Here is a 23,614-nt window from a genome sequence, read left to right as displayed (position 1 = left end):
TAATGAAAGTATCAGCGATTGCAGTGCTGGCGGGACTGTTGATTTCTGCCATGGTATCGACAGCCAACGCGTACGAGCTGTCCGTAACCGTCACCCTGGAAGGCAACACCGAACCCGTGGCCAATGCCGTGGTTTCCGTAGACAGTGCCCGTCCGGCAACACCGGTTTCTGCCGAAATCTATCAGAAGGATCGCGCCTTCCACCCCCATGTACTGGTGGTGCCAGTCGGCTCCAGCGTGGATTTCCCGAATCGCGACAATACCCAGCATCACGTGTATTCCTTCTCGCCGGCAAAAACCTTCAACATCGAGCTTTACGCCGACCGCCCGGCGGCTCCCATTGTTTTCGACAAGCCAGGCATCGTTGAACTGGGCTGCAACATTCACGACCACATGCAGGGCTTTGTGGTGGTCACCGACACCGCTGCCACCGGCCGGACAGATGCCTCCGGCAAGGTCACCCTCTCGCTCGATGCACTGCCCAGCGAGGGCAGCCAGGGCACGGTGACACTTGAGATCTGGCACCCACGACTGCCGGATAATACCCGCCCGGTCACCCGTGAAATCGAACGTGATAGCGAGTCCGCAATCGTCACCCTCAATCTTGAGCCCGAGCCCGCCGCGGAAGGCTCGCTGGACCGTCTCCAGCAGCGCTTTCGGGAGCTTTGATGGGTCTGGTATCTCGTCTCGGATTCCGGGGCCGGCTTATTGCCGCCATGATCTCTCTGGTGGCGCTGGTCAGCCTGGTGATCGTCGCCCTGCTGATGGTGTACCTGTTCGAGGATGAGAAAAGCCGGGCACTGGAACAGCTGGCCATCGGAGAGCGGCTGACCAACGAGGTCATTGACCGCCGGACTGAGCTGGAACTGTCCCGGCTCAGTGTTGTGGTGCAGGATTTCGGCTTTCGCTCGGCCATTGCCAGCCGCGACCCGGCAACCATCGACAGTGCCCTGGAAAACCACAGCGGCAGGGTGGGTGCCGACTTCGCGCTCTTGCTGGACAGTCAGGGAGAGCCCCTGGCCTCGACCCTGCAAAACCCTTTTCCTGCCGTCAGCCAGGAACAGCTGACAAGCACCCGTCGTAATGGGTTTACCCGGTCACTGCGGGCCATTGATGGCAGGGGCTACGAGATTCTCATCATCCCGATAGAGGCCCCGGGGCTTCGGGCCTCGCTGGTCAGCGGCTTTGCCATGGACCAGTCCCTGGCAGAGGTCATCGCCAGGCTCAGTGGCACCTCGGTGATCTTCCGGGCGCGATCGAACCAGAACGACAACCTGAACAGTTTTGCCGCCACCAGCAGCATCGATGCCAAGCTGGAACAGGAGCTTGCAGGCGCATCCGCCAACGCCAATTTTATTGAAAGTGCCGGTTATTTCACCCGGATCATCAACCTGGGCGAATCAGACCCCGCCGCCGTCCAGGCCGTGCTCCTGATCAGCCGTGATGCCACGCTCCAGAATTACTACCGGCGAGCGGTGGAAATTGCCCTGCTGGTGACCGCCATCCTGATTTTCGCCATTCTGCTGGCGCTGGTCATTGCCCGGAACCTCGGGCGCCCGGTTTTGCAGCTGGCAAGCTACGCGCGGGCTATCGGTGAGGGCACCACACCCGAGGCACCGGCCATCCGGGCCGGCGGCGAACTGACCCAGCTCCGCAACGCCCTGCGGGATATGCTGTCTGGCCTTCGGGAGCGGGAAGCCCAGATCCGCTATGCGGCGACCCACGATGACGTCACCGGACTGAAAAACCGCAACGCCCTGATGCAGGAGGCCGCCGAGCTGTTTGAGAACCGTGGCACGGGTTCACTGGTGGGGATCCGGCTCAACGATCTCTCCGATATCAACGACACCCTGGGGCTGGAATTCGGCGACAAGGTCCTGATCGGTATTGCCAAGCGCCTGCAGCAGGAACTCCCGGACGCCCATATCCTCGCCCGCACCGGTGGCGGCGAATTCCTGGCCCTGATCCCTTCACTGCCCCCGGAGCAAGGCAGTGACAGAATCCGGCAACTGCACGCGCTCATCGAATCTCCCTTGCAGGTAGACCAGACGCCCTTCTCCCTCAGGGTCACCATCGTCACCATGGAACTGCCGGAAGATGCCTCGGATACCGACGCCCTGCGTCGCCGGCTCAATCTCACCTTCGAGCAGGCCGAGGCCCATCCCGAAGCCTTCACACGCTACAAGCCCGGACAGGATGAAAGTCATCTCCGGGAACTGAAACTGGTTACCGATCTGCACACCGCCATCCTGAACAACGGGTTGCACATGAACTATCAGCCAAAACTGAACAGCCAGACCGGCGAGCTGGAGCAGGTGGAAGCGCTGGTGCGATGGATTCACCCGGAGTTGGGCTTTATTTCCCCGGAAGAGTTTATCTTTCTTGCCGAACAGTCGGGACAGATCCACGATCTGACAGCCCACATACTCCAACGCGTAGCCAGCGATGCCCGGCGATGGCATGAACAGGGTGTCGACGCGGGCGTTGCCATCAACCTGTCCGCCATGGACCTGATCTGGCCCGCCCTGACCCGGCACATTGCCGAAACCTTTTCCGATTGGCACCACGACCTGGAACGGGTCACCCTGGAAGTGACCGAGAGCGCCCTGATGGAAGACCCGGAAGTGGCCATGGCCACCCTGAAACAGCTTCGGGAGCTGGGCGTGACTTTGTCGGTAGATGACTTCGGCACCGGCTATTCCTCGTTGTCCCAGCTCCGCAAACTGCCGGTACAGGAGTTGAAGATCGACAAATCGTTCGTACTTAAACTGGATTCCGAGCCTCAGGACCAGCTGATTGTGCAGTCCACCATTGATATGGCCCACGGCCTCGGGCTGAAGGTTGTAGCCGAAGGTATCGAGAACCTGGAGGCGTGGCGTCTTCTGCAGCATTGGGGCTGCAACCTGGCTCAGGGTTTCTACCTGAGCCGTCCGGTCGCACCGGAGGACCTGCCGGAGACGGCCCATTCCCTGGCTGCACGCCGGGAGCAATTGACCCATACCAACCCGGAGTATTCAGAATGACAGCTAGACGTCTGATGGCCCTAATCCTGGCGTTTCTGGCAGCACCGACTGCCACGGCCGACATCGGCAGCCGGATCTGGGCGACCGGCGGCGTTACCACCATAGAGGGCAGTGCCGGCGGCGGCCTGGTACCCTGGGCACTGCTGGGGAGCTATGCCAGCGACGAGGAGTGGGGTGGCACCCTGGCACTCAGCCGGGCCGAAGTGGACGATTACACGCTTGCGGTTACCGGTGCCGGCTTGAACTGGAATAACCGGCTGGAGCTCACCGTGGCGCGGCAGACCCTGGATCTGGACAGCCTGGTGTTTACCCTCAAAGACGGCTTCGGCCTTGAACAGGACGAGCTGAACCAGGATATTTTTGGCGCCAAGATCCGGCTCGTTGGCGATGTGCTTTACAGTCCCTCGGGCCAGTGGTCCGCCGGCGTGCAGTACAAGCGGCAGCGGGATTTCACCGTATCCTCGGCGATCGGCGCCCGGGATGACAGTGGCACCGATGTCTATGTCAGCGGCAGCAAGCTGTTCTTCGCCGCCGTGATGGAACGCAACCTGCTGGTTAATCTGACCGCCCGGGCCACCCGGGCCAACCAGGGCGGGCTTCTCGGTTTTGGCGGCGACCAGAACAACAGCCACGAACTGATGATGGAGGGCAGCGTCGGGCTTTTCCTCAACCGCCAGTGGCTGGTGGGCGCGGAATACCGGCAAAAACCGGACAACCTGGGGTTTGCCACCGAAGATGACTGGTGGGACCTGTTCGTGGCCTGGGTGCCGGACCGTCGTCTGGCGGTCACGGGCGCCCTGGTCAACCTGGGTGACGTTGCCACACTGGAAGACCAGCAAGGTCTGTATCTGTCGCTGCAGGGGAGTTTCTGATCATGGCACTTACCAATCTCTACCTTACGCCTACCGCCCTGTTAATCTCGCTGGCACTGATGCTCGGTGGCTGCCAGAGTCTGAACAGCCAACCTGATAGATCCCTTTATCAGCAGCTCGGTGAACGTGAAGGCATTGAAAACGTGGTGGAGGACCTGCTCTACCTGATCGTCGAGGACGAACGCATCAACCAACAGTTCAAAGGCATGGATGTCGCCCGGTTTCACCAGAACCTCACGGATCAGTTGTGCGAGCTCAGCGGTGGGCCCTGCAGCTATACCGGGCGAGAGATGCGTGAACTGCACTCTGACATGGACATCACGGACACCCAGTTCAATGCCCTGGCCGAGAACCTGATTCTGGCCATGGAACAGAACGATATCCCAACCGGCGCCCAGAACCGACTGATCAAACAACTGCTGCCGCTTTACCCTGACATTCGCAATCTGTAGAACGGAGACCTGTACCTTGCTCGAAAACGCTGATCTGGGAAAACTGATTATCCGCCTGACCCTGGGCGGCCTGATGCTGTTCCATGGCATTGCCAAGCTGCTCAACGGCATCGGCTTCATTGAAGGGGAGCTGGCCAGCCACGGCCTGCCAACCTTCCTCGCCTACGGGGTGTAAGTGGGTGAGATCATCGCGCCGCTGATGGTCATCCTTGGGTATCAGACCCGGATCGGTGCGCTGCTGATTATTTTCAACATGCTGTTTGCCATCATCCTGGTTCACGGCAACGAACTCCTGAGCCTTGGGCGCAGCGGCGGCTGGGCGCTGGAGCTGCAGGGCTTCTTCCTCTTTACAGCAGTTGCAGTGATATTCCTCGGACCAGGGCGGTACAAACTGAAGAACTGAAGATCCGGGAGACCTCAGGCACCAGGTGCGCTCGCCGCCCTGAAATCCCGCGCCACCATAACCCGGTTACGGCCAGACTCCTTGGCCGCGTATAGCGCCTCATCGGCCTGACGGATGAGCTCCTGGGGCTCCATATCTGGCCCTGGCACCAGGCACGCCACGCCCACACTGATGGTAAGACTGACCGGAGCCACCCGTTCCCCGGAATGCACCGGGGAACGGGCCACCGCCTGACGCACTCGCTCGGCCACCCGAACCGCTCCCTCCTCAGGCGTGGCTGGTAGCAGGATGCTGAATTCCTCGCCGCCATAGCGGGCCAACAGATCCCCGGAACGCTGCACTTCTGCGACGCACAAGGCGGCCACCGCGGTCAGGCAATCGTCGCCAACCAGGTGTCCCAGCTCGTCGTTTACCCGCTTGAAGTGATCAATATCCAGCATCAACAGGCTCAACGGGTGACCGTGTCTCTGGGCCCGTCGCCACTCATCGTTGAGTTTTTCATCGAACCGACGCCGGTTGGCCACATGGGTCAGACCGTCGGTGAGGCTGATCGCCTTGAGCTGCTCATTGGCCCGTTCCAGTTCGTCGGTGCGCGCCTGAACCCGCATCTCCAGGGTCAGGTTGGCCTGCTGCTGGATCGCCAGCGCCTGCTCCTGGGCCTCATGGCGCTTGCGACGTTCCAGGTTGATCCGGTAGGCAAGCGCAAAGGAAAGCAGAACCACCTCCAGGGCCACGCCGATCTGAGGCATGAACTCGGTCAGGAAACTGCGGGGCATGATGCCAAGCTTGCTGACCGCGAGAATCAGATGGCCGATCAGCAATGGCGTCCAGGCCAGAACGTAGAAACCGCCCAATACCTGACCTTTCCGCCAGACCAGGAAACCGATGAACCAGACCGCGGGAGTGACCACTGCCGCAATCGCGCTGACCAGGACAATCCCCGTCTGGTAACTGCCAAAAAGAGTAAAGACGAAGCTGGCAGAAATGGCGGCCAGAATCCACTGCAGGAAGCGGTAACTTCTGAGGCTGTAGGACCGGATATTGAGAAAACGGATGGCGAAGATAATGGCGGAGAACAGAGCGAAACAGATAACCGGAATGGTGAAATACCGGTTGATACCCGGGGCATTCGGCCACAGCCACTGGAAGAGCACACCATTGAAGTTGAGCTGAACCAGCCCGGTAAACACAACCGTCAGCACGTACCAGAAGTAGGTGGAATGGCGCACGATGACAAACAGAAACAGATTGTAGAGCGCCATCGCAGCGATGATACCCAGAAACATCGTCTGCCAGCCGTAAGACAGCTGCTCATTGGCCAGGAATTCGGCCGAAGGCGTGACTGCCACGGGAATCTGTACCGACCCGAGCGTTTGCACGCGCACAAAGGCGGTCGCCGTATCGGTATTCGACGGTACCAGGAAGACGAAATTGCGGTGATAAATCGGGCGACTGCTGAACGGGAGGGTATCGCCCGTATGGTGGGTCTGGATCAGCTCGCCATCAACCACCCAGTGCACGGACACCTCGTCCAGCAACGGATAGCCGATTTCCAGAACCCGGTTCACCGGCTCTGGCGGAATCTCGACTCTCAGCCAGAAACTGCCATCGCTGAACCCGCGATTAAAAACCTCATTTGAGCCAAACCTCTGCCAGGCGCCCGGGGGCAGGGCGCGAACGTCTTCGAGTGCCAGCTCATCGGCGGGCGCTTCCAGCCAGTCAAAGGCTACGGGAGCGGCCTGAACAGGCGCGCTGGCCAGGCATGCCAGCGACAGAAAAATCAGAAGGATGCAGGATAACTGCCGCATCATAGCGGTTTCCGGTTTCCGGGCCCTTCCTGGTGTTCTACACTTTCAGGCCCTGACTGAGTCTTTTTGCATCCTTGCAGTTGCTTCCATTTTAGACGGTTGCGCGTGCTGCGTCCTCTATAACTGCAAGGCCAGCATAGCCTGAAACCATCGAGGCCGAGAATGACCGAACGCAAGAACGACATACGCCCTGGCCGTTACCGGCACTATAAGGGCAAGGATTACGAAGTACTCGGGATCGCCCGGCACAGTGAAACTGAAGAACAGATGGTGGTTTATCGCTGCCTGTACGGTGATTACAGCCTCTGGGTACGCCCGCTGACCATGTTCCGGGAAACCGTGGAAATGGCCGGCGAACAGGTCCCCCGCTTTGCCCGCCTTGATGAAGCCTGACCGTTACACAACCGCTTTGACTACCGCGACCATTTCCTGCACATTACCGCGCTTTTCATGATGCCGGTCCCCACAAGGGGCCGGACAAACCATTAATTCCTACCCGGAGTTTTGCCATGAATGCCGTTGTTGCTGCGGTTGCCATCATGCTCGTCCTGAGTTTGTGCCGCATTCACGTTGTTGTTGCCCTCATCATCGGTGCCGTATCCGGCGGCCTGATTGCAGGAATGTCCCTGGAAGCCACCATCGAAGCCTTCAATAGCGGCCTGGGCGGCGGTGCCACCGTGGCACTGTCCTATGCCACCCTCGGTGCTTTCGCCGTTGCCATCGGCAAGTCCGGCCTGGCCCACGCCCTGGCCGACAAGGCCCTGGCCCTGGTCGGTCGCCAGGAAGAAGGCGCCGCCGTTAACGGCATCCGCTTCCTGATCATTGGCCTGCTGCTGGCCATTGCCATCTCGTCCCAGAATATCCTGCCGATCCACATTGCCTTCATACCGTTGGTAGTACCGCCGCTGCTGTACGTGATGGCAAAACTGAACATGGACCGCCGCATGGTTGCCTGTGTGCTGACCTTCGGCCTGATTACACCCTACATGTTTTTGCCCGTCGGCTTTGGCGGCATTTACCTGAACGAGATCCTGATCGCCAAGATCAACGCCAACGGCGTCGATGCCTCCGGCCTGAGCGTCATGAAAGCCATGGCCCTGCCGGCACTGGGCATGCTGTGCGGCTTGCTGATCGCGGTCTTTTTCAGCTACCGCAGTGGCCGCACCTACAACCTGGAAACCATCACCAAAGCCGAACGGGTAGACACCAGCTATAGCCCCCGCACCCTGGTTATGGCTCTGTTGGCCATCGTCACCGCCTTTGTAGTGCAGCTCTGGCTTGGCTCGATGATCCTGGGCGCCCTGGCCGGGTTCGTGCTCTTCAACCTGTCTGGTGTGGTGCGCTGGAAGGAGGCCGACGACCTGTTCACCGAGGGCATGAAGATGCTGGCGATGATCGGTTTCATCATGATCGCCGCGTCTGGTTTTGCCGAAGTGATGCGGGAAACCGGTGAAATTGCCGCCCTGGTGGACAGCTCCGTGGCGACCATCGGCGAGAACAAGGCCATGGCGGCGCTGCTGATGCTGGTGGTGGGTCTGCTGATCACCATGGGTATCGGTTCGTCCTTCTCGACCATCCCCATTATCGCGGCCCTGTACGTGCCCCTGGCCCTGCAGTTGGGTTTCAGCCCCCTGGCCATCGTGGCCCTGGTCGGCACCGCCGGCGCCCTGGGGGATGCCGGTTCCCCGGCCTCCGACTCCACCCTCGGCCCCACCGCCGGCCTGAACGCCGACGGCCAGCACAACCACATCTGGGATACCGTGGTGCCGACGTTCCTGCACTACAATTTGCCGCTGCTTGGCTTTGGGTGGTTGGCGGCTATGGTTCTTTGAGCTGGGAGGTTTTTCTGTAGCCTGCTTGTTGAGGGGAGTTGCGAGGGGGCCGGGATATTTTTCCCTTGGAAATGGCAACTCGCTGCGCTCAGACATCAATTTCCGGCGGGAAAAATATCCCGGCCCCCTCACATAGAAACCATCAGATATCGCTGAAAAGAATTTGCCTTAAAGAGATATCTTTTGAGTCAGATCGAGAGGGTGTGGGTGTGCTTTTCTGCCGGGAAAAAGATGTCTGAGCGAAGCGAGTTGTTTTTCCCAGAAGAAAAGCATTCCCATGGCCTCTCCGCCCCTCAACCAGAAGGCCAGGAGATAAGAATTAATCCTCGTCGTCAGCAGCAGACTTGAAAAACACAACCTGCTTGACGGTGTGATCGTCCTCGTTCTTACGCTTGTTCACCCGGGTCTCGAGCTCGGGGTTGGACGGTTGTTCGGCGTCAGACACCGCATCGGTGAAGCCGCAGGCCACGCACTCGCGTACCTGGTCATCGTCGTCGGTGGTGAACATCATGATCTTGTCCATCTCCGCGCAGCGAGGACAGACGGCGCCGGCGATAAAACGTTTTGGACTCGCCATATAAATACTCCCGTTTGGAACAACCGGCAGCCTTTACGACTGCCGGCTCAAATTGGGTCAGGCCGCTTCGTCCGTGATGCCGGTTTGTTTCAGTAGCGCATCCACCTGCGGTTCGCGACCCCGGAAGGCCTTGAACAATTCCATCGGCTCCTGTGAGCCGCCTTTCTCCAGAATATTATGGAGGAAGGCCTTGCCGGTTTCCGGGTCGAAGATACCTTTTTCCTCGAACAGTGAGAAGGCATCGGCCGCCAGCACTTCCGCCCACTTGTAGCTGTAGTAGCCAGCCGCATAGCCACCGGCAAAGATGTGCGAGAAGGAGTTGGGGAAGCGGTTGAATTCCGGGGCTTCCACCACGGCAATCTCGCTTCGCACCTTGCGATGCATATCCAGCGGGTTGGTGGGCGCTTCGTCGGTGAATTCCGCGTGCAGGCGGAAGTCGAACAGTGAAAATTCGAGCTGGCGCACCATGCCCATGCCGGACTGGAAGTTCTTGGCCGCCAGCAGTTTCTGCAGCAGATCTTCCGGCAGCGGCTCACCGGTTTCGTGGTGCGAGGCGATCAGGCCCAGGGATTCCGGATTCCAGCACCAGTTTTCCAGGAACTGGCTGGGCAGCTCGACGGCGTCCCAGGCGACACCGTTGATGCCGGACACATCCAGCACGTCCACCTGGGTCAGCATGTGATGCAGGCCGTGGCCGAATTCGTGGAACAGGGTGGTGACCTCATCGTGGGTCAGCAGTGACGGCTTGCCGCTGACCGGCGGTGTGAAGTTGCAGGTCAGGAAGGCTACCGGCAACTGGAGCTGGCCACGCAGGTTGCGCCAGCGCACCCGGCAATCGGCCATCCAGGCACCGCCACGTTTGCCTTGGCGGGCATAGAGGTCGAGATAGAACCAGGCCAGGGGCTCACCGTTGCGACTGATACAGTAGGCAGTCGCATCCTCGTGCCAGGTTTCCACTTCCGGCTTCGCTTCAATCTGGACATCGAACAGCTTTTCAGCGACACGGAACAGTCCGGGCACCACCTTGTTCACCGGGAACCAGGGACGCAGGGTTTCCGGAGAGATGTCGTAGCGCTTCTGGCGAAGCTTTTCGCTGTAATAGCCGATATCCCAGGCCTGCAGTTCCTCGGCGCCGTACTCGTCTTTCGCGAACGCCCTGAGTTCGGCAAATTCTTTTTCGGCCTGGGGCTTGGACTTGGCCGCCAGCTGGTTCAGGAAGTCCAGCACTTCGTCGCTGCTGCGGGCCATCTTGGTGGCCAGAGAGCGCTCGGCGTAATTGTCAAAGCCCAGCAGCTTGGCCTGGGCGTGGCGGCGCTTGAGGATCTCCGCCATCACCGGGGTGTTGTCCCACTGGCCGGCATCCGGGCCCTGGTCGGAGGCGCGGGTCACAAAGGCTTCATAGACTTCCCGGCGCAGATCCCGGTTGTCACAGTAGGTCATGACCGGAAAGAAGCTGGGGAAATCCAGGGTGATCACATAGCCTTCCAGCTCTTTCTGGCGGGCGGCCTGCTTGGCGCTCTCAATGGCGGTTTCGGGAACACCGGCCAGCTCATCAACATCGGTAATGTGCTTGAACCAGTGCTGGGTAGCATCCAGCACGTTATCGCTGAACTTGTTGGACAGCTCGGACAGCTCCCGGGACAACTCGGCATACTGCTTTTTCTTGTCTTCCGGCAGGTCGACACCACCCAGATGGAAATCCCGGAGGGTGTTTTCCACAGACTTGCGCTGGGCTTCGCTCAGGTTCTTGAAATCGTCTCGCTCGGCCAGCTTCTTGTAGGCGTCGCAGAGGGCCGCGTTCTGGCTCACCTCGGTGCTGTACTCGGTGAGCTTCTCCAGGCAGTTCTTGTACACCTTGCGCAGTTCGTCGTTGTTCATCACGCCGTTGAGGTGTGAAATCACCGACCAGGCATTGCTCAGCTTGTCGTCCAGCGCCTGCATCGGCTGCGCCAGGGTCTCCCAGGTGGGATCGTCCTGCTCCGCGAGCTGGCTGATTTTCATCCGGTTTTCACTGAGAATCTGGTCAATTGCCGTTTCCATGTGCTCGGTGCGAACATGGTCAAACTTCGGCAACAGGTCGTCAGTCAGTAACGGGTTATTCATAGGTCCCCTTCTCAGTTCGTCGCATCTTGGGTAGTTTGGTTTCTTAATTCTATGGGGCTGGCACCTGTGGGAGAGGTCCTTCCAAAACACGCTCCTTGCGGCACCCCTCCGGGGTCCGGCCTGCAATCATAGATTGCAGTCGTTCGGCTGAAGCATGAAGCTTTGCTTCATAAACGCTCAGCCTCACCCATGTGACGCTTGACTGTCGCCATCCATGGCGACAGACAGTTTTGGAAGGACCTCTCCCACAGGCGCCCCGGGCCTCCGGGTATACGCGTTCAATTTCACTTTAACAGGTACTATGTAATGACGAATATACGTTCACACAAGGGTATCACGCCACATTTTGGGGAACGGGCATGGGTCGATCCAAGTGCGGTGGTGATTGGCGATGTTGAAACCGGCGATGACGTTTCCATCTGGCCGATGACCGTCGTGCGTGGTGATATGCACAAAATCCGTATCGGGCATCGGTGCAGCATCCAGGATGGGTCGGTTCTGCATATCACTCACGCCAGTGACTATAACCCCGGTGGTTATCCGCTCACACTGGGGGACGACGTGACTGTGGGTCACAAGGCGCTGCTGCACGGCTGCACCATTGGCAGCCGCGTTCTGGTGGGCATGGGCTGCATCATTATGGATGGCGCCGTGGTGGAGGACGAGGTGATTGTTGCCGCGGGCTGTCTGGTGCCGCCCGGCAAAACCCTGGAATCCGGGCACCTTTATGTGGGATCGCCCTGCAAAAAAGCCCGGACGCTGACCGAGAAGGAGCGGGGGTTCTTCAAATACACCGCCGCCAACTACGTCCGCCTCAAGGATGAGTACCTTAACGATCAGTAAGCCAGTGGTCTGAACTCAGGGCCGTAGCCGTATGTTTTGGGGTAACCCTGCATTCCGGAGACCCTTGTGGATACATCGGACGAACCGTTTGATCGAGCATTGCTGTACCTGCGTGCTGCAGGCCACGATACCGGCCCGGAAACCCGGGCACGGTTGTACAGCATGTTGCAGGCGCGCAGGGCTGAAAACCCGGCCTTGAATACCGGGCAATTACTGGAGCAAATGCCCCAATGGTTTGTACTGCCCGGACCGCTTGAGGGTCATCACCTGCCACCCATAGCCCGGGCCAGTATCGGGTATCCCCGTGAATAATGCCGGCTCCTGGCGCCCGATTGCCTTCCGGCGGCGGTTCCTGCTTGTCCTCCTTGTAGCCGCTCAGACTCTGGCCGGTGTGTTTCTGTTTGCCCAGACTATCCCGGATCAGGCCAGTTCCGGAATGATCGCCGTATTGCTGTTGGTATTCGGGGTGCTGTTTGCCTGGATTGGCGTGGGTTTCTGGACGGCCGTTTTCGGATTCGTTGCCCTCCGTTTCGGTGGCGACCCCTGGAGCCTTTCCAGCCGTGCAGGGCCGAGTGGGCCCTCGGAGTCGCTCTCTGCCCCAACCGCGGTCGTGATGCCCATCTGCCATGAACCTGTGCAGCATTCCCTCGGTGGTTTGAAAGCGATCATCCAGGATCTTGAGCAACAGGGGCAGGCCGGGCCCGTGGATTTCTACGTGCTCTCGGACAGTCGGGACCCGGACATCTGGCTGGAGGAACAAGCGACCTGCGAGCAAATACGCCGGGAGCTGGGCCCAGGCCAGCAACTGTTCTACCGGCGGCGCAACATCAACCTGAACTATAAGAGCGGCAATATCGCCGATTTCCTGCGTCGATGGGGTCGCCGCTACCGCTATATGGTTGTCCTGGATGCCGACAGTCTGCTCAGTGCCCACTGCATTACCCGGCTTATACAGCTCATGGAAGCTCGGCCCAAGGCGGGGATCATCCAGACCACACCCCGCCTGGCCCGGGCAGAAACCCGGTTTGCCCGTCTGCAACAATTTGCCAATCGCTGCTATGGCAGGCTCTACAGTGCCGGTCTGGCAGCCATCCAACTGGGGGAAGCCACTTACTGGGGCCACAACGCGATCATCAGGGTAGCCCCGTTCATGGCTCACTGTGGTCTTCGCAAGCTTCGGGGGCCCGGTCTGTTCCGGGGGCCGGTACTCAGCCATGATTTTATCGAAGCGGCACTGATGGGACGGGCCGGCTACGAGGTCTGGCTGGAACCGGCCATCGCCGGCAGTTTCGAGGAATCACCGCCGACACTCGAAGACGACCTGATCCGCGACCGGCGCTGGTGTCGGGGCAATCTCCAGCACCTGTGGCTACTGGTAACCATGGGCAAGATCCGAATGGCCCACCGGATGGCCCTGTTGACCGGTATTCTCTCCTATCTGGCTTCTCCGCTCTGGCTGATTTTCCTGGGCTTATCCGGCTATGTGGCGTTGGCCGGACCAACAACAGAGCCAACGCTACCCGGCGTTATGGCGACAACCGAGGCGGGCTCAGGCGCAGGTATGATGCTGGTGGCGGTAACCGGGCTGCTACTCTTTGGCCCCCGGCTTCTTGCCGTGACCGACCACGGTCTGGCCCGACGAACCGCCAGGTTTGGAGGCCCGTTCAGGCTCTATGGCAGCACTCTCGTCGAAACACTGGCGGCGCTGGCGCTCGCTCCGATCCGGATGCTGGTTCATACCCTCCATGTGGTCCGGGCTCTGCTGAATCTCAAGGTGGGCTGGCAGGGGCAGAACCGGTCCGGCGGTCTCACTCCGGGGCTCAGCTTCCAGCACTTTGGCCCGCTTCTGTTATCAGCCGCCGCAGGCCTTGCTCTGATTCACTGGCACGCGCCAACTCTGACGCCCTGGGCCCTACCGGTAATGGCACCGGTATTACTGGCGCCGGCTCTGGCCTTCTTGCTGGCCCAAAAGCCCGGCACAGGTACCTGGCTGAAAGTGCCCGAGGATGGTCATATCGCGAGAGTGATTGAGCTGGCCAGCGCCATACCCCCACTTCGCCATAACCCCGACCGGTTAAGCTGGTTCGAGCAGATGGTTCTGTCGCCGGTCTTTGCCAGGGTTTCCCGATATGACGCTCAGCCGGCCCCGGTAAAAAAGCACGGGCACTGGAACGGCTGGTCAATCTTTGCGCCACGGAGGGTAAAGAGGCCCTGAATGACCGGCAGCTTAGCCTGATCTGCAACCATCCGGTGGCCCTGGAAGCCCTGCATTGGCGAGCCTGGAATGCCTCACCAGAATCACCATGGCGTGACGTGCTGGCTCGTATGGCGCAGTCCGTTGAAGGGGCCCCTCCGGCAGCAGTGTCCTTGCCCCGTCGGCGAGACGAACTGGCATGGGTAGAGGCGGCCTCGTGATACTGGCCTGGCTGCTCATCCTGAACGGGTTATTCCTGCTGCCCGCTCTGGCACTGCCCGGTGACAATCCCTGGTTTTCCCCGGAAGCCCTGGTCGTCTGGGCCGTCATCTGCGGGCTCAGAGTGCCGCAACAGCGGTATCGCGTCGCCCAGGTGTTGGCCGTTCTGTATGGGCTGCTGGTCCTTCTTGTTCTGGTAGATGCCCTGGTTCGGGAAAGTCTTGGCCGAGGACTGAATCTTTATCTGGAGTTTGGTCTGCTGGACGCCGCCTGGAACCTGCTGGATACCAACCTGGGGGGCGTTCTGGCGGTGCTGGCTCTCGGTGCTCTGGCAGCCGTGCTTGTCGGGATAGGCTGGCTGTTTCACTATGGACTGGACCGACTGGGCCATCATTCCCCGGCCCATCTGGGCAAACCCCTCTGGCTGATGTCCGGGCTTTTCCTGGCCGGGGCCGTAACCCCGTGGATTGGTAGCCCGGCACTGGCGTTCGTTGCCAATCAGGCTTCCCTGATCACCCACACCCACCAGACAACCCGGAACTTTGCCGCCGAGCTGAACACCCGGCCCGGACGACAGAGCCAGCCCACTCCGTTGCCAAAGCTGGCGCAAACGGATGTAATTCTGGGTTTTATCGAATCCTACGGCGTGTCGACAATCACCGACGAGCGCTACCGTTCGACGGTCAGCCGAGGCCTTGAAGCCATGGGCCGGTCACTTGACGCGGCCGGGCTGACGGTCGCCACCGGCCGGCTGCAGTCGCCCATCCAGGGTGGCCAGTCCTGGCTCGGCCACCTGTCAGTACTCAGTGGCCAGTGGATCCACAACCAGCTTGCCTACGAAACCCTGCTCAGTAGCAGCTACGCCACCCTGGTCGATGACTTCCGCAGCACCGGACACAAGACCCTGGCCGTAATGCCAGCCATCACCGAGACATGGCCCGAGGGCCGACTGTTCCGGTACGACCGGATCTACGATCACGATGATCTGGATTACCAGGGGCCGCCGTTCAACTGGGTCACCATGCCCGACCAGTACACCTGGCACCGGTTCCAGGCCATTCGGGAAGCCCATCAGGGGCCGCTGTTCGCCGAACTGGCGCTGATCAGCAGCCACGCACCCTGGGTTCCGATCCTGCCGGTGCTTGAGGACTGGCAAAGCATCGGCAACGGAGAGGTGTTCCGGCGCTGGGAGGGTGCCGGCGAGGCACCGGTTTCGCTATGGCGCGATCCGGACCGGGTTCGCCAGCACTACGGACAGGCCATTGCCTATGCCCTGGAAGTTGCCGGAGGCTTCGCCACCCACTATCTGAAACAGGACGCTCTGATGGTCATCCTGGGCGACCATCAGCCGGCGCCGCTGATCACCGGTGAGGACGCCAGCCGCGATGTCATTGTTCACGTGATCAGTGCCGATCCGAAGCTGGTGAAACCTTTCTTGTCCGGTGAATTACCGGGATTTCGACCGGGTATCCGGCCCGATCCGGACACAGCCGGAGCCACCATGGCCCGTTTCCGCCCTTTTTTGCACCGGCATTTCGGCGAACTCTGAACCCGACTTGACCCTGATCAAAATTCGACCAACCCCGCCCTTGAAAACATCCATACTGCACCTACATTCGGTACTAGCAGAGGTTCACGGATAACCATCCGGCTGGCGCCACCGGCATGGAGCTGTTCCGCGATCGAAGCTGATGTCACACATTCAGATTCGTTCCGATAAAAGGAGGAGATCCTATGACCAATCTTACCCGCTGGAATCCGGTCAATGAGTTCGAAGACCTGATGAACCGCTATAACCGCATGTTCGGCCTGACACGCTCAGGCGGCGAGCGCGAAAGCAAAGACGTGTTCAGCCGCAGCGACTGGGCTCCGGCCGTGGACATCAAGGAAACTCCGGAGGCCTTCACCATCGAGGCGGAGTTGCCGGGCATGTCCAAGGAAGACGTAAAAGTAACGGTACACGAGGGCGTTCTGAGCATTCAGGGTGAACGCAAGAGTGAGAACGAGACCGACGACAAGAAGCACCACCGGATAGAGCGTTTTTATGGCAGCTTCCTGCGCCGCTTCACGCTGCCGGACAATGTCGATGAGAACAGCGTGAAGGCCAACTTCAAGGACGGCATGCTGACCCTGACGCTCCAGAAAGCCGAGCCGAAGGAGCCCAAGGCCATTGAAGTCGACGTGCAGTAAACGCCGACAACCTCAGGCAATAACGCACGGCCGCAGCGGGATCAGTTCCCGGCTGCGGCCGTTTTTTTGGCACCGGCCTTTTCCAGCGCGCGGGCATAATCCACACTGCGGCGATGCCGGGAAATCAGGTCCAGAATGGTTTCCCCGTCCGGGCCGGTGGCATTCAGATCCCGTCCTTCGGCAACGAGAAATCCGATAAAGCGTTCGAAATCTTCCGCTCGCATGGCCTGGTAGGCTTTCAACAGAGCGTTATAGTCGGCATTCTCCGCAGCATCCCAGGGGCGGATATCCAGAAAACTCCTGACCCGCTCATCGCTCCATTCCTCGCCAATCACTTTCGGCTTGTCCGGTCCACTCATGGTTGCTCTCTCGCTTCGCTGTGCCAGTCAATTATCGGGCGCACAGTATAAAGCCCTGAAAGCTGGACAGTTATATGGATTGCGCATGAGAAGCTACGCCTCAGATATAAGGCTCAGGGCCTGATTTCGACGGGCAGATCGCCGGTGGGCACCTCGTCGTTGCATTCGGGATTGCGAATGGCGATTTCCACCCGGCGATTCAGGGCCCGGTTCTCCGGTGTGTCGTTCGGCGCAAGCGGGTTGGTCTCGGCACGCCCGGCCGCCACCACCCGTTCGGCCGGCACCTGCCGATTCATCACTAACTCGTGCACCACGGACACGGCACGGGCCGCGGAAAGATCCCAGTTAGAGCGGTAGCGGTCACTGGAAATGGGCCGGTTATCGGTGTAGCCGGACACCAACACATCACCGGTACACGCCGACAGCACGTTCACCACCCGTTCGATAATCGGGATCATCTCGGGCTTGATGGCGGCCTCGCCGGATCGGAAGGTAGCCTCCTCGGAGAAGCGGATCACCACCTGGTTCTGGTCGTAATTGACACTCAGGGCTTCCGAAGCCACCTCCGATTCCAGTTCCCGGATCATCCGGCTGGCCAGATCGATCACACCACCCGGAATCTGGGTGGGCGCGGCACCCTCCGCGCGCTCATCAATGAACTCGGGCTCCCGTGCCTGGGATTCTGTGGGCTCGGGAAGGGAGACCGTGTCCGATTCAATCATGGTCAACGGGGAGCCACCAATATCCTCCGCCAGGACGTTGCTGGAGCCAAAGGCCACGGCCATGGAGTTGGCCATGGCCCGGTACTTCTCAACGTCCATTTCGGCAAACGACAGCAGCAGTATGAAAAAGGTCAGCAGCAGGGTGGCCAGATCGGCAAAAGTGACGATCCAGGCCGGCGTCTGGTTCTGCAGACGCTTCCTGTTTTTCTTCTGGACCAGTTCCAAACCCTCAGGCCTCCCGCTCCGGCGCCAGGCCGGTGCGCTGCTCAGGGGTAACAAAGGAGGACAGCAGTTCCGTCATTACGCGGGGATTCTCGCCGCGCATGATGTTCTTGATGGACGTGATGATCAGCATCTGGTTCCGGGACTCGTCCTCGGCTTTCAGCTGCAGCTTGTCGGCCAGGGGCAGGGCAATCAGCTGGGCAATAAACGCACCGTACAAGGTGGTGAGCAGGGCAATCGCCATGGCCGGGCCAATGGAGGAAGGATCATCCAGGGTATTGAGCATCTGTACCAGACCCACCAGGGTGCCCAGCATGCCAATGGCCGGGGCCGATTCACCAATACCCCGGAACACCCGCTCGGCCACTTCGTATCGCTCGGCGGTCTGCTGGGTTTCCTGGGCCAGGGCCTCTTCCACCAGTTCCGGCGGGTGGCCGTCGACGCATAGATTGATCGCCTTCTGCAGGAACTCATTATCCGTCTGGTGGTTTTCCAGGCCGAGAATGCCCTCTTTGCGCACCACCATGGCCAGTGCGCCCACTTCCCGGATCAGCTCCGCCGGCCGCGCCATGCGGTCGGTAAACGCGGCAGACATGGCCAGGCGGAACGCGCTCATCACCGACGCCATGCGGAATTTGATCAGGGTTACGGCAAAGGTCCCGCCCAGCACAATGGCGAGGCCCGGAAGGTTCAGGAACGTCAGGAAGGAGGCGTTGGCCAGCATCGCCAGCACGACGATCAGGACACCAGCCACAAGCCCCACAAGGGTAAGAATATCCATCGAAAATCCCTACGGAATGTTGACCCTGAGCATAGCCCAATCCGGGGGCCGCGACTCAGTCGTTACGCAATTCCTCAATGACAGGGCGTGTGGCAGGGCTAATGCCGCGCCAGATCCGGAACGATTCCGCCGCCTGCTCCACCAGCATACCAAGCCCGTCATGGACGATCTGTGCGCCCTGTTCAAGTGCCCACTGATTGAAAGTGGTGGTCTGCAGAGAATACATCATGTCGTAGATCACGGTTCCCTGGGCAATCACCTTCGATGACAGCGGTGGCAAATCGCCCTGGAGACTGGCACTGGTGCCGTTGATGATCACATCAAAAGGCTCATCGGGCTGTTCGAATCCGCAGGCCGATAGCCGGGTCTCGCCTGCCACTGGCGTAAACAGTTCAACCAGGGCTTCGGCCCTGGCGACGGTTCGGTTGGCAATGGTAATGGAGGACGGTTGCTCTGCGAGGATCGGGCCCAGTACGCCACGAACGGCCCCGCCGGCACCAAGCACCAGAATGCGCGCCGCCTTCAGAGCAACACCGTGATTGACGACAAGATCCCGGACAATACCGCAACCGTCTGTATTGTCGGCGGTCAGTAAGCCGTCGTCATCCAGAAACAGGGTATTGGCTGCCCCGGCATTCTCGGCCCGTTCGGTACGGCGATCCGCCAGCTTCCAGGCTTCTTCCTTGAAAGGCACGGTCACGTTCAGGCCCTTTCCGCCCCGCTCAAAGAACTGCTTAACGGTGCCGGCAAAATCATACAGAGGCGCCTGGATGGCGGTGTACTCAACCGGCTCACCGGTCTCGCTGGCAAACAGGCTGTGGATCCTCGGCGATTTGCTGTGGCTGATGGGGTTGCCAACTACCGCGTAGAGATCGTTAGTCATCTTGGGTCTCCAGCCAGTTCCGCCCGGTCAGGAAATAGTCTGTCAGCCGGGCTTCTTCCGAACCGGGCTCGGCGGTCCGGTTGTAGTCCCAGCGCACCAGTGGCGGCAGCGACATCAGTATGGATTCGGTGCGACCGCCGGATTGCAGGCCAAACAGGGTGCCGCGGTCATAGACCAGGTTGAATTCCACGTAGCGCCCCCGGCGGTAGAGCTGGAAATCCCGCTCACGGTCACCAAACGGATGATCCATTCGGCGCCGGACGATCGGCTCGTAGGCGTCTATGTAGCTATCGCCCACCGCTTTCATCAGGCCGAAATCCTGCTCGAAGTCGCCGGTGTTGTGGTCATCAAAAAACAGACCACCAACACCCCGGGGTTCATCCCGGTGTTTCAGATAAAAGTAATCATCGCACCAGTCCTTGAAGCGCTTGTAGGTGCCCTCTCCGAACGGCTCGCAGGCATCGCGGGCTGTCCGGTGCCAGTGCACACAGTCTTCCTCAAAACCGTAGTAAGGCGTGAGGTCGTAGCCGCCGCCAAACCAGTAAACCGGCTCGCTGTTCTGCGGCGTGGCAATAAAAAACCGCACATTGGCGTGGGAGGTCGGCACATAGGGGTTGTTGGGGTGGATCACCAGGGACACACCCATGGCCTGCCAGGGTGCACCGGCCAGATGGGGACGATGAGCGGTGGCCGAAGCTGGCATGGTATCGCCCATGACGTGAGAGAAATTAACACCGCCTTTCTCAAACACCCGGCCTTCGGTGATCACCCGGCTGACGCCACCGCCACCCTCGGGCCGGCCCCAGGCATCCTTGATGAACGATGCGCCATCATCGAGGGCCTCCAGACGTTTGCAGATGGACTCCTGCAGGCCCAGCAGATACTGCTTGACCGCCTGGCTATCGGGTTGCTGTGCCATAAACGCTCCTAACGAAGTTGCTGACCGCTGACAATATCAATAATACGGCTGGGTTTGCGATTACTGCCCAGTGCTCCCGGAACGATCCAGTCCAACTGATCGCCAAAATACCCGCGCACCTGCCAGATATGGCGGGCGGGCTGTCGCCCGGCCGGATTACAGGACGTGGAGACCAGGGGCATGCCCGTCGCTTCACAGAGCGCCCGCACCACCGGGTGCTCGCTGACCCGAACCGCGATGGAACTGTGCTTTCCGCGCACCCATTCCGGCACCTGTCGCTCCGGGTCTGGCAGCAGACAGGTCACGGGGCCGGGCCAGTGCCGCTCAGCCTCGGCCCGGAGCAGAAGGGGAAGGGGATCCAGCAGGAAGCGGACCTGGTCAAGGGAAGAAGCCACCAGAATCACGCCTTTCTCGACCGGGCGCTGCTTCAGCTCCAGAACCTTCTCCACCGCTTCCTGGTCCCAGGGATCACAACCCAGCCCCCAGACAGCCTCGGTGGGATAGGCAATAACGCCGCCTCCGAGAACCGTGCGGCGAGCGCAGTGCAATTGCCAGTCAGATAGGGGGTGGGAATGGGCCATACTGCTTGTGTCAGACGTCGATCCGGTTAGATGATCACACGGGGTTCAGGCGATTTTCTGAAAGCCTCCCGGTGCCGAGCTGACCAGCCCCTGCAACTCCAGAAGCAACAGGGACTGCATAAGCTGATCGGCAGGAAGGCCGGTTGCTGAACTCAGTGCATCGGTTGACTGTGGATCATACCCTAAAGCCTCAAACACCGCGATTTCACGGCCGTCGAGGCCGGCCAGCGGGCCCTTGCCTCCGGGCTTCGGCTCCGGGGTGCCAGCCGCTTCGTTTGCCAGCGGCGGGGACCACCAGGCACCAAGCTCCTCCAGGATATCCTCCACCGTTTCCACCAGGCGAGCACCCTGTTTGATCAGGTGATGACACCCCCGGGCAACAGGGCTGTGCACCGAGCCGGGAATGGCGAATACTTCCCGCCCCTGCTCCAGCGCCATCCTCGCGGTAATCAGGGAGCCACTGCGCAGGCCCGCCTCGACCACCAGCACGCCACGGCTCAGGCCACTTATAATCCGGTTGCGTTGGGGAAAGTGCGCGGCTCTTGCCGGCGTGCCAGGAGGATACTCGGAAATCATCAGTCCGTCGGCAACGACTCGCTCACCCAGGCGGCAATGCTGGTGAGGGTAGACGCGGTCGAGGCCACAGCCAATCACCGCGACGGTGGGATACCCCGCATCCAGTGCCCCCGCATGGGCAGCGCCATCGACCCCCAGCGCCAGACCGCTGGTCACCATCAGATCGCGGGCGCTCAGTTCGGCGGCAAAACGCCGGGCATGATGCAGACCGGCGGGCGTAGCCTTGCGACTACCGATGATACCGATCTGGTCCCGTGCCAGGAGCTCCGTATCACCTCGGGTGAAGAGCACCAGGGGCGCGTCGTGAATGTGCCGGAGCTGCTCGGGGTAGTGGGTATCTCCCCAGGTCAGAATACCGACGGCATGCTTCTGGCAATCGTGCATTATGGTCCGCACCTCACGAACCGCCGGATGCGCATCATCCTGCTTTTGCCAGGCCTGGATTGCGGCCATGGCGTCTGCAGCCATGCCCACGGCCCGCAGGGTTGCAGCATTCATGGAAAGCATTTGGGGCAAGTCAGGAAATTCCGCCAGCAGTTCACGCCGACGGGTGCGGCCGAGGCCGGGCAGGCAAGTCAGGAACAGCCATTGGGCTGTGGCAGAGGAAAACACGGCATCATCCTTGAAAACAGCGAGGCCGGACCTTCCTGGTCCGGCCGTTGCGTCTATCGTTCGTCAGTCAATCAGGGGTTGGTAACCTTGTCACCCACCGTCAACACGCGGCTGGCCTGCAGCACCAGACCGTAGCTCATTTTTTCGTAGGCCTGGAACACCATCAACAACCCGGCACGCTCGGAGGGCAGCTCGATGGTTTCTCCGGTCACCGGATCGCGAACCAGGTTGCCGCTTTTCAGTACGGCCATCACGTTGCCAGCTTCCAGACCTTCCCGGGTGCCGCGGTTTATGGCAACCACATCAAACTGACCGATCTGGCTCACACCACCGTCAACCGAGATCATCTGCCCTTCAATATCCTGGTCGGGAGCACTGGGCACGAAGCTGGTGGTCAGACGGCGGTCTTCACTCACCATCAGTCGGTCGCCAATTCGAACTTCTTCGCTGGAGCTGGTCAGGTTTACGGTCAACACATCGCCGTTTTCCCGGGCGACATCACCACGGGCAATACTGCGCGCCTCAAGACCGAGGAACTCGCCAGTATCCGGATCCCGGAATTCCTTGCTGCGACGGAATACACCCACCTTGTCTGCAGGCTTTTCTCCGCGAGCATACAGCTTGTCGCCGGCACCGGTGATAATCCGGCCGTCTTCACCTTCGAGAACATACGGAGCACCGTTGATCTCTTCCGGGCTGACAATACGGGTGTCCGTCAGGAAACTGCCAATGGCATCAAGCGGGATCGCCGGGATGGGCGTATCGATGGGCTCGGAACGTACCTTGGGCGACAGCTTTACGACATCGTTGCTGGCAACCTTCGTAATACGGGGCTTGCCATCAATATAAACCAGGGCAAGGCGATCACCGGGATAAATCAGGTGAGGGTTGGCGACCTGCGGGTTTACATGCCATATTTCCGGCCAGTACCAGGGGTTGTTCAGAAAACGGGCCGAAATGTCCCAGAGGGTGTCACCCTTAACTACGGTGTAACGCTCGGGATGATCGGACCGCAGCTCCGGTGCAGCATGAGCCCAGGAGGTTATAAGCAGCGTAGTTGCTGCCAGAGCGTACAGCAGTTTCCTCATTGTGTAAGTCCTTGATCGCGTGCCTTGATTCTTTGCATTCTGTTGGGATGCAGTCAGTTACCTGCAGCTTATTACGTTGTTATTCCAGTTACTATAGAAGAAGTCTCGCAAATTGTGATGTTATCTTTTGTTCTTCCAGTAAATTCTATCCCGTCGTTGAAAGATTTTAACTATTAACTGATCAGTTTGTACTCAATCGACGAATTGTTGGATAATACTCGTATAAAGCTTGAGAACCCCTCCAGCCGTTGAAAGCTGGGGCCTTGCCCCGATAATAGTAGAGGCAAGGTGAAAATTTGCGCAGTACGCTGTCGCATTTCGGAGATCAGTTTCACACTGTTACAAAGAGCAGCAAA

General features: G+C 59.9%; 22 protein-coding genes and 1 pseudogene. 12 read left to right on the top strand and 11 right to left on the bottom strand.

The genetic code is table 11. The annotated features are described in order from the left end of the window. The first annotated feature begins 2 nt into the window (after positions 1-2). The 5 genes and pseudogenes from MDHKLMBL_RS06225 to MDHKLMBL_RS06205 all read left to right on the top strand — a co-directional run bounded on the left by MDHKLMBL_RS06225 (position 3) and on the right by MDHKLMBL_RS06205 (position 4,749). Complete coding sequence (locus MDHKLMBL_RS06225; protein ID WP_104270382.1) at positions 3-668, top strand: methylamine utilization protein; 666 nt, start codon at positions 3-5, stop codon at positions 666-668. Then, positions 668-3,022, top strand: coding sequence for a putative bifunctional diguanylate cyclase/phosphodiesterase (locus MDHKLMBL_RS06220; protein WP_104270381.1), 2,355 nt, complete (start codon positions 668-670; stop codon positions 3,020-3,022). Before MDHKLMBL_RS06225 ends, MDHKLMBL_RS06220 begins: the two co-directional genes overlap by 1 nt. Next, positions 3,019-3,894 carry a DUF3034 family protein gene (locus MDHKLMBL_RS06215; RefSeq protein ID WP_104270380.1) on the top strand — a complete coding sequence of 292 codons (876 nt, stop codon included), beginning with the start codon at positions 3,019-3,021 and terminating at the stop codon, positions 3,892-3,894. The genes MDHKLMBL_RS06220 and MDHKLMBL_RS06215 overlap by 4 nt, the downstream gene beginning before the upstream one ends. A gap of 2 nt (positions 3,895-3,896) precedes the next feature. Beyond that, positions 3,897-4,346, top strand: coding sequence for a group I truncated hemoglobin (locus MDHKLMBL_RS06210; RefSeq protein ID WP_008176706.1), 450 nt, complete (start codon positions 3,897-3,899; stop codon positions 4,344-4,346). A 16-nt stretch (positions 4,347-4,362) separates the two neighbouring features. Continuing rightward, positions 4,363-4,749: pseudogene (locus tag MDHKLMBL_RS06205) on the top strand (DoxX family protein). 14 nt (positions 4,750-4,763) lie between these two features. Here MDHKLMBL_RS06205 and MDHKLMBL_RS06200 read toward each other — a convergent pair. Then, positions 4,764-6,560, bottom strand: a complete 1,797-nt coding sequence (locus MDHKLMBL_RS06200; RefSeq protein ID WP_199185491.1) for a sensor domain-containing diguanylate cyclase — start codon at positions 6,558-6,560, stop codon at positions 4,764-4,766. Positions 6,561-6,719: 159 nt separating this feature from the next. On the opposite strand from MDHKLMBL_RS06200, the gene MDHKLMBL_RS06195 reads away from it, so the two are divergent. After that, complete coding sequence (locus tag MDHKLMBL_RS06195; RefSeq protein WP_104270379.1) at positions 6,720-6,950, top strand: DUF1653 domain-containing protein; 231 nt, start codon at positions 6,720-6,722, stop codon at positions 6,948-6,950. A gap of 116 nt (positions 6,951-7,066) precedes the next feature. Further along, complete coding sequence (locus tag MDHKLMBL_RS06190) at positions 7,067-8,389, top strand: Na+/H+ antiporter family protein (protein WP_104270378.1); 1,323 nt, start codon at positions 7,067-7,069, stop codon at positions 8,387-8,389. 319 nt (positions 8,390-8,708) lie between these two features. Here the strand turns inward: MDHKLMBL_RS06190 and MDHKLMBL_RS06185 are convergent, their stop codons facing one another. Both MDHKLMBL_RS06185 and prlC read right to left on the bottom strand, forming a co-directional pair. Continuing rightward, on the bottom strand, positions 8,709-8,966 hold the full coding sequence (locus MDHKLMBL_RS06185; RefSeq protein ID WP_008176700.1) for a YheV family putative zinc ribbon protein: 258 nt from the start codon (positions 8,964-8,966) through the stop codon (positions 8,709-8,711). Between the two features lie 57 nt (positions 8,967-9,023). Beyond that, positions 9,024-11,069 (bottom strand): oligopeptidase A, encoded by a 2,046-nt coding sequence (gene prlC / locus MDHKLMBL_RS06180; protein WP_104270377.1) that lies wholly within the window; start codon positions 11,067-11,069, stop codon positions 9,024-9,026. A 306-nt stretch (positions 11,070-11,375) separates the two neighbouring features. Between prlC and MDHKLMBL_RS06175 the strand changes: the two genes are divergently transcribed. From MDHKLMBL_RS06175 to MDHKLMBL_RS06155, 5 genes are all read left to right on the top strand, one after another. Next, on the top strand, positions 11,376-11,912 hold the full coding sequence (locus MDHKLMBL_RS06175; protein ID WP_104270376.1) for a gamma carbonic anhydrase family protein: 537 nt from the start codon (positions 11,376-11,378) through the stop codon (positions 11,910-11,912). 66 nt (positions 11,913-11,978) lie between these two features. After that, complete coding sequence (locus tag MDHKLMBL_RS06170) at positions 11,979-12,224, top strand: hypothetical protein (protein WP_104270375.1); 246 nt, start codon at positions 11,979-11,981, stop codon at positions 12,222-12,224. After that, positions 12,217-14,127: a glucans biosynthesis glucosyltransferase MdoH gene (mdoH, locus tag MDHKLMBL_RS06165; protein ID WP_104270374.1), complete on the top strand. Its 1,911-nt coding sequence runs from the start codon at positions 12,217-12,219 to the stop codon at positions 14,125-14,127. Before MDHKLMBL_RS06170 ends, mdoH begins: the two co-directional genes overlap by 8 nt. Positions 14,128-14,305: 178 nt before the next feature. After that, positions 14,306-15,874, top strand: coding sequence for an alkaline phosphatase family protein (locus MDHKLMBL_RS06160; RefSeq protein ID WP_104270373.1), 1,569 nt, complete (start codon positions 14,306-14,308; stop codon positions 15,872-15,874). A 185-nt stretch (positions 15,875-16,059) separates the two neighbouring features. After that, on the top strand, positions 16,060-16,515 hold the full coding sequence (locus MDHKLMBL_RS06155; RefSeq protein WP_104270372.1) for an Hsp20/alpha crystallin family protein: 456 nt from the start codon (positions 16,060-16,062) through the stop codon (positions 16,513-16,515). A 41-nt stretch (positions 16,516-16,556) separates the two neighbouring features. Here the strand turns inward: MDHKLMBL_RS06155 and MDHKLMBL_RS06150 are convergent, their stop codons facing one another. The 8 genes from MDHKLMBL_RS06150 to MDHKLMBL_RS06115 form a co-directional block, all read right to left on the bottom strand. Then, positions 16,557-16,874, bottom strand: a complete 318-nt coding sequence (locus MDHKLMBL_RS06150) for a PA4642 family protein (protein ID WP_008176684.1) — start codon at positions 16,872-16,874, stop codon at positions 16,557-16,559. A gap of 113 nt (positions 16,875-16,987) precedes the next feature. Continuing rightward, complete coding sequence (locus tag MDHKLMBL_RS06145) at positions 16,988-17,821, bottom strand: flagellar motor protein MotB (RefSeq protein WP_008176682.1); 834 nt, start codon at positions 17,819-17,821, stop codon at positions 16,988-16,990. Between the two features lie 4 nt (positions 17,822-17,825). After that, the gene (locus MDHKLMBL_RS06140; protein WP_104270371.1) at positions 17,826-18,599 is read right to left on the bottom strand and encodes a motility protein A; all 774 of its coding nucleotides are present in this window, start codon (positions 18,597-18,599) and stop codon (positions 17,826-17,828) included. 55 nt (positions 18,600-18,654) lie between these two features. Then, complete coding sequence (aroE, locus tag MDHKLMBL_RS06135) at positions 18,655-19,482, bottom strand: shikimate dehydrogenase (RefSeq protein ID WP_104270370.1); 828 nt, start codon at positions 19,480-19,482, stop codon at positions 18,655-18,657. After that, a complete protein-coding gene (gene hemF / locus MDHKLMBL_RS06130; RefSeq protein ID WP_104270369.1) occupies positions 19,475-20,401 on the bottom strand; it encodes an oxygen-dependent coproporphyrinogen oxidase in 927 nt (308 codons plus the stop codon). Before hemF ends, aroE begins: the two co-directional genes overlap by 8 nt. A gap of 8 nt (positions 20,402-20,409) precedes the next feature. Further along, positions 20,410-20,982: an L-threonylcarbamoyladenylate synthase type 1 TsaC gene (tsaC, locus tag MDHKLMBL_RS06125; RefSeq protein ID WP_104270368.1), complete on the bottom strand. Its 573-nt coding sequence runs from the start codon at positions 20,980-20,982 to the stop codon at positions 20,410-20,412. A 45-nt stretch (positions 20,983-21,027) separates the two neighbouring features. Beyond that, complete coding sequence (gene dprA, locus MDHKLMBL_RS06120; protein ID WP_104270367.1) at positions 21,028-22,170, bottom strand: DNA-processing protein DprA; 1,143 nt, start codon at positions 22,168-22,170, stop codon at positions 21,028-21,030. A gap of 71 nt (positions 22,171-22,241) precedes the next feature. Next, positions 22,242-23,258 carry a LysM peptidoglycan-binding domain-containing protein gene (locus MDHKLMBL_RS06115; protein ID WP_014578875.1) on the bottom strand — a complete coding sequence of 339 codons (1,017 nt, stop codon included), beginning with the start codon at positions 23,256-23,258 and terminating at the stop codon, positions 22,242-22,244. Positions 23,259-23,614 lie beyond the last annotated feature (356 nt).

This window comes from Marinobacter flavimaris, from assembly GCF_002933295.1.
GTDB lineage: Bacteria > Pseudomonadota > Gammaproteobacteria > Pseudomonadales > Oleiphilaceae > Marinobacter > Marinobacter flavimaris.
Note: the sequence above shows the minus strand (reverse complement) of the source record. Positions and strands in the feature narration are given on the sequence as shown.